General features: G+C 60.7%; 4 protein-coding genes. 3 read left to right on the plus strand and 1 reads right to left on the minus strand.

Annotation, left to right across the window (positions count from 1 at the left end; genetic code table 11):
* Positions 1–2: 2 nt before the first annotated feature.
* From RCH93_RS06230 to RCH93_RS06240, 3 genes are all read left to right on the plus strand, one after another.
* Complete coding sequence (locus tag RCH93_RS06230; protein WP_306547465.1) at positions 3–1,343, plus strand: hypothetical protein; 1,341 nt, start codon at positions 3–5, stop codon at positions 1,341–1,343.
* A gap of 163 nt (positions 1,344–1,506) precedes the next feature.
* Positions 1,507–5,349 (plus strand): tetratricopeptide repeat protein, encoded by a 3,843-nt coding sequence (locus RCH93_RS06235; protein WP_306547466.1) that lies wholly within the window; start codon positions 1,507–1,509, stop codon positions 5,347–5,349.
* Positions 5,350–5,364: 15 nt separating this feature from the next.
* Entirely contained in the window at positions 5,365–5,766 is a 402-nt protein-coding gene (locus RCH93_RS06240) for a hypothetical protein (RefSeq protein ID WP_306547467.1), read from the plus strand.
* Between the two features lie 272 nt (positions 5,767–6,038).
* Here the strand turns inward: RCH93_RS06240 and RCH93_RS06245 are convergent.
* Positions 6,039–7,163: tetratricopeptide repeat protein (locus tag RCH93_RS06245; RefSeq protein WP_306547468.1), on the minus strand; the 1,125-nt coding region annotated here is incomplete at its 5' end.

The raw sequence follows: 7,163 nt of genomic DNA on the forward strand, positions 1-7,163 counted from the left end.
CCATGAACGCACAGTCTGTATTTCGAACTAGCCTCGCTTTGGCCGCCGCTCTCTGCCTTGCCGCCGCCATGCCGCCAACCGCGCAATCAGCGACAGCAAAGCCGACAACCACCAAGGCCACCGCAACGCAGTCGCCGCCAACAAAGGCGACGCCGACCAAAGCGACCGACGTCGACGGCTTCAAAGGCATGCGCTGGGGCAGCAATTTGGCGGATCTGCAGCGCACCAAGACGCTTGTCCTCACCCAGGAAAACGAGGCGGACGGCTCCTCGCTTTATGCGTTGCAAAACGAGGCGTTGCGTTACGGCAAGGCCACGCTTTCCGGCATCCACTGCTCGTTTGCCCAGGAACGGCTGCAGGGCGTGATCCTGCTATTTTCCGGAGCTTCAAATTTCGCCGCAATGAAGACCGAGGCTACTGCCAAGTTCGGCGAAAGCGTTAAAATCGATCAAAAAGGCGATGAAATGTACAGCTGGGTAGGGAAAACCACCAGCATCCTGCTGTCGTACAACCGTCGCGCCCAAACCGGTTTTCTGTTCTTGAAACCAAAAAAACCGCTCAAACCAATCAAATCGCCTAAACCGACTCCAACGGCTCAAGCGGCCAAGCCGCTTATACAGCCACAGCCAGTGCAGCCTGAAACCCGACCGACCCCGCCCAGCGATGATCTGGAGACCGCCCTGGACCGGGCCTCGTTGCCGGAAACCCCGCAGCCCGCAGCGCCATCAGCCTTCTCAGCGCCGGCTTTGTCGACCTTGCCGGCTTTGCCCGCAGCGCCATCCTACCCCACAACCTACGAGCAAGGATCGGCGCCTGCGCCGATCACCCCGGACATTCAAAACCTGATCGACCGCGACCAGGCCCTGACCCGGTTGTGCTGGAGCGGCGCAGGGCCGACGGCCGACGACGCCTGCCGGCAGATGCGGGAGAGCGTACAGCGCCTGCAGTCCCTGGGGATGTGCATGAGCCCCGGCGATCCTGCGGCGGCCGAACCCGAGGTCGTGTGGAGCCGTTGCAACCAGACGGCAACCCCGGCTTCGGCGCCTGCGCAGGTGCCGGTGCAGGCCAACCCCAAAGAGGGGCTGTGCGGGCTGGTTGCCGAGATGTTCACGGCAGCGGCTGAGGCGCGCGAAGAGGGAGCCTCGCCGCTGGTCGCCGAAGAGGAACTGACGTCCTATCAGAACGACCGCCGCGCGGCCGTCAGTGTCGAGTTGATCCGTGAAACCGTGGAATTGATCTATTTCGACCCAGACTACACCTCGCTGTGGGGCAGCCCGTTGGCTGAAAAGGTGAAGGCGTCCTGCCTTCAGGGCAACGGTCCCTACGCCCATCCCCTGCCCTGAAGGCATTTGGGGAGAAGATCAGGCGACTGCCGGATCAAGCTGGAACTCCCAGAGATCGCCAACAGAGATAAAAGCATCGGTGGCCAGGAAAAATTCGCAGGTCTCGACCGCGGCTTCCAGGTCATGGAGGCTGCGGTCACATCACTGAAACTGAGGGGCGGCAATGGGTTGTTCGTATGTCGGCATTCATCGGGCAGGCGGGCAGGATTTCCTGCAATGTCAGAGCAACGGGCAACCGCTTCAAGAGCGTTCTTTGACCCAGGAAGACAGGGATCTGTTCGCCGGCTGGATTGGCGCGTATCAACGGCTTCAAGTAACAGACAACAACCCCGCCCGGCTGCTGGAACTTGGGCGGGCAATGCGTCAATGGCTTGATCAGGGCAATTGGTTGAGCGACCTTCAAGATAACGCGTCGTCCCCGCCTTTTGTGCTCGAATTTCGAGTCGATAGGAATCCTGATAAAGAAGCGCTCCGGTTTCTGGAAGTTCCCTGGGAACTGCTTGCCGACGCAGACGGGCATTGGGCCGGCAACGCCACCCTGCTCTACTGCCCGGTCCGCCGCATTGGCCCCGCATCCAATCCTTCCACCTGCTCGCCCCATCGTTTGTCCCTGGCGTTCATGGCCGCCGACCCAATCGCGCCTCACCCCACCCTTGCCCCCTCTCTCCGCTACGAGGAAGAGGAACAGGCGATTTTTCAGGCCGCCGGCAACCTGGGCCTGGACCTGATTGTTGAAGAAAGCGGTTCGTTGAAGCAACTGGCTGAAACGGTGTCCAGCCAGGACGATCTGCAGGTGGTGCACATTTCCTGTCACGGCAACCTGGCGCAACCCGATCCCAACAGCGCCGCGATTCCGATGCTGTTTCTGGAGACCGAGGAAGGTGCACAGGAGCCGGTCTCCCCTGCGCGATTTGCCCAGGAATTTGGTTCCACCCGTCCGCGGTTGTTGTTCGCCTCGGCCTGCAAGACCGGCCAACCGGATGACGCCCTGGCGCACTCTTTTGCCTCGTCCCTGGTCCAGCGCGGCTGGCCGGCTGTGCTCGGTTGGAGCGGTTCAGTAGGGGACAAGGAGGCCACCCGCTTTGCGGCCGCGTTCTACAAACATCTCGCCCGGCCAAACACGCCGCTGGTCAGCGCCCTGGCCTACGCCCGCCATGCGCTCATCACCGACGCGGCGCAGCGCGACCAGCAACCCTCCAAGGATTGGCATTTGGCGCGTCTCTATCTCGGCGCCTCGGACGGCGGGCCCGTCTGCTGCGGAACAAGGGCGCGCAACCCGCATCCGGAACGGGAGAGCAAGGCCTTTCTGGACGCCAAACGGCAGGTTCCGGTCGCCAGCCGCTGGGAGTTTGTCGGCCGCCGCCGTCAGTTGCAAACGATTCTGCGCACATTGCGGGAGAAAAACTCCGCCGGCGTGCTGATCCACGGCCTTGGCCGTCAGGGCAAATCCAGTCTGGCGGCGCGGGCGGCCAACCGTCTGCACCATCTCTTTGGTCACCGGACCGCAGTCGTGTTTGGCCGCTATGATGCGCCAAGCATCCTTGCGGCAATTGCCGAGGCCTTGCCCAACCAACCGGTCAAAGAGATCGTTCGCCGCCATGAACCGCTTGTCCGTGATCAGCCGGACCGGTTGACAGAGGCCCTGACCGAGCTGCTGGAAGGCCCCTGCCGCCAACAGACCAACCAAAACTCCATTGCCCTGCATCCGGTGCTGCTGGTCATCGACGATTTCGAACAGGCCCTGCGAACCGACCAACCGCCGCCCTACACCGTGCATCCTGATTTTGAGCAGGCAATCCTGGCGGTGATCCGGGCCTTCAGTCAGGCAGACAGCCAATCCGCCCTGTTGTTCACCAGTCGGTACGCCTTCGCCTTGCCATCCGGCGACGAGGATCTGGCCCAACGCCTCCTGGATCTGCCGTTGCCGATTATGCAGCGCCCGGAGGGCCGCAAACAGGCGGAGGCCAAGGCTCGGGCGCTTGGCCTGACCTTGAACGAGCCGGAACGGGTTGACCGGATTATCCGGGCGGCTCAAGGCAATCCCGGTCTCCAGGATTTGCTGTTCCAGATGCTGATCAAGGCGGCCCAGGAGCGGAGCGCAGGCGCGCAACCGCTTGCGCGGCTTGACGACTTGCTCGCAGAAATGGAGCAATTCATTCAAACCGGCCAATACCCCCAACAGGCCGAACTGCTCACGTTTCTTGAAAACCTGGTCATCAACAAACTTCTTGGTCAACTCGACCCGGGCGAACGGGACCTGCTGCGCGCATCGACGCTGTTCCAACTGCCGGCGCCTGAATCCGTTCTCCGCCGGATTGCCGAGGTCTACGGCTACGCCGGCAAGCAACCGTTTGGGCATCGTCTCTACGGCCTGGGGCTGTGGGAACGGCAGCGCGATCCGCTGACCGGAGAGGCGGCGCTTGCCTGCAACCCTCTGGTTCGGCCACATTTTGCCGTGCTCACCGATGAAGAGCAGCGGCATTACGCGCAAGCGGTTGTTATGCCGCTCTTCACTGCCTGGGGCGGCGAAGACGGCAGCCAACGACCGCTCCTGGCCGATGGCGAGCTTACCCGGCTGGCGCTGTTGGCAGAACATGGCGAAATCCTGACTCAGGTCGCGAGTGACGGCCTAGGTTTTCTTGAGGAAGATTTTCAGTATCTCCAGGCTGCGGAGTGGGCGAAACAATGCCTTGATATTTTTGAGCGGCAGGAGAAGAAGGTGCCGGTTAGCTTCTATCATCGTGCCGGCGAGATGCTCCACCAAGTGGGCGAGGTGCAGCAGGCAGTGGGCTGTTTGGCCCAGGCGGTTGCGGCTGCGGGTGTTGTTGATGAACAGAGCGCTTCCCAGGAGAATTTTGTATACGCTTCGGTGTTGCTCACCCATGGCCGACTTATCCAACAGCAGGGTGAGGTTGACGCGGCGCTTCAGGTTTTCGAGGAGGCGGAACGACGTTTCAAAACCTGCAATGCAGGACGCGAGCGGAGCATAGCCCTGGGCGACATAGCGCGGATACTTCTCTCCAAGGGTGAGGTTGAGCAGGCCCTGCAGCTGCACAACGAAAGGCTCCAGGTCTTCCAGGAGCTCGGCGACCGGCGAGAACGCGCGGTGACGCTTGGTCACATAGCGCGGATACTTGTCTCCAAGGATGAGGTCGAGCAGGCCCTGCAGCTGTACTACGAAATGCTCCAGGTCTTCCAGAAACTCGGCGACCGGTGTTCCCGCGCGGTGACCCTGAGCGACATAGCGCGGATACTTCTCTCCAAGGGTGAGGTCGAGCAGGCCCTGCAGCTGCACTACGAAATGCTCCAGGTCTTCCAGAAACTCGGCGACCGGCGTTCCCGCGTGGTGACCCTGGGCGACATAGCGCGGATACTTCTCTCCAAGGGTGAGGTCGAGCAGGCGCTGCAGCTGCACTACGAAAGGCTCGCGGTCTTCCAGGATCTCGGCGACCGGCGAGAACGCGCGATAACGCTTGGCGACATAGCGCGGATCCTTGACTCCAAGGGTGAGGTCGAGCAGGCGCTCCAGCTGCACTACGAAATGCTCCAGGTCTTCCAGGATCTCGGCGAACGGCTTTCCCGCGCGGTGACGCTTGGTTACATTGCGCGTATCCTTACCTCCAGGGGTGAGCTCGAGCAGGCGCTGGAGCTGCACAACGAAAGGCTCCAGGTCAATATCGAATTGGGCGATGTTGATGGAATTGCCAATGCACTATGGAGCATTGCGCAGATAGAAGTGCAACGTGAACAGTATCAGGAGGCCTACCAGCATCTTCAAGAAGCTTATGATTTGCTGACGAAACTCGGCCGACTGGATGGGATTTGTTTTGTTGGCCTTGATCTCGGCACGTTGCTCTGCCGGGCTGGGCATGCTGAGGACGGGATACCGATCCTGCAGCGCTCACTGGAAGGGTTCAATCGGCTGGGGCAGCTGGAATTAGCGAAGAGGACGCAAGCAAGACTTGCCCAGTTTTCTGCCCCGCAGCAATGCAATCAATCGCCGTAAGGAGAGGAACAGTCTGTGGATAATACTGTGTTTATCGAAATTGCCGGACCGGAATCCGATGCGGCAGCCAAGGAACTGGTCGCTTTCTTTGCGACGATTTACGGCGAGAAGCCCATGGTTCTCGACGCTCGGCAACCCTATTCACCCCCATTGAGTGACCAGAAGATCGATCCGGGCACTGTGCTGGGGGCCATCGCAGTCGTGCTGGCCATTCCCCCTACCCTCCTTGCGGTTTTGCAGCTGAAAGACCGGTTGCGGAAAAAAGAGCAATTCGAGCAAGTCACCCAAAAAGTCGCCGCACTCAAAACCATCAGCAAGACGACCACATTCCGCCTCCGCATCGGGTCGGTGACCATGGAACTGGAACGGACAACCTACGGCCAACTCATGGACAGCATCTCCACTGAATGGAAATGACCGCATGGAGCTTCGGTCTGATTGCGCCTTAACTGGATTGATTTTGCGCCGGATACACTGGACGCTGGAGCGTCCGGAGAGGGATAATTTCGTTTCTAAATCAAGCGAAGCATGATGCACAAAGCAAAACCTCGTCGACGAAGGTGTGTCATCTCGACCAAAGGGAGAGATCTCGGTCCGTTGCAAGATTTCTCCTCGCTGTGCTTGTCGATGACAAACAGACGCGTTTCACTTTTGAAATAGAAATGGAATACAAGGTCTTGCGGGGACGCTCAGGCGACAGCCGGATCAAGCTGGAACACCCAGAGGTCGCCGGCGATCCAAGTCTCGCGCTCTTTGCGCAATCGGGTTGGTTCCAGCGCGAGCACAATCCAGCCGGTTGCGGCCGCGATGCTGCGAATATAGGCGTGGGAATAGGCGAATCTGCCGGTCTGCATCAGTTGGTAGCCGCCGGCGTCCAGGTGTTCGGTGGAAAAGCAGAACAGCGCCTGCGGCCGGGCCACGGCGTGGGCGGAGTTAAAGACGTCGAGTAATTCGCCGACATAGATAAAAACGTCGGTGGCCAGGAAAAAATCGTAGGTCTCGGCGGTGGCGTCCAGGTAATGAAGGATGCTGTCCGGGTGCAGGACGGCGTAACAGCCCTTTTGCGCGGCCTGGGCCAGCATCTGGCGGGACAGATCAACGCCGTCCAGCACCGTGATCAGCGCCTTGAAGGAAAGGCCGCTGAGACCGGTGCCGCAGCCGAGATCAAGACCGTGGGCGTAGACCGCCGGCTGGGCCTTGCTTTTGCACAAACATTCGCACAGCCGGCGCGGGTTGTCGTAGCCCAACTCTTCCACCAGGCTGTGTTCAAAGCCCTCGGCATAGGCGTCAAAGAAATCACGCACATAGGCGTCCGGGGCGTGCTCCGGGGTGACGCCGAGCAACGAGGCCAACATGTGGCGAACCGACTCGTCTTCGGGCCGCAGTTCCAGCACCTGGCTGTAATAGTGAATCGCCTGGTCAATTTCGCCTGCGCGGTGGTAGAGATAGGCCAGGTTGTTGGCCGCCGGGTGATACCCCGGTTGCACGGCCAGGACCCGGTGGTAGCAGTCCATGGCCCGGCCCTCGTCGTGGACGGCGCTGTAGCAGCCGCCCAGATTGTAGAGGCTGTCGACATGATCCGGGCAAGCTGCCAGGATCTGCAGATAGGTGGCGATGGCCGCCAAATGGTCCCCGGTTTTCTTCTGGCAGAGGGCGAGATTGAACAGGGTGTCGGCATCCTCGGGCCCGTAGGTCGCGGCCTGGGAAAAGGCCAGCAGGGCCTGGTCAAATTCGCGCAGCGCGTAACAGACCAGCCCGACGTTGTAGTGCAGCAGCGCCGATTCGGGCAGATAGCCCAACAGGCTGCGGTACTG

It is taken from the genome of Desulfobulbus sp. (genome assembly GCF_030824455.1).
Classification (GTDB): Bacteria; Desulfobacterota; Desulfobulbia; order Desulfobulbales; family Desulfobulbaceae; genus Desulfobulbus.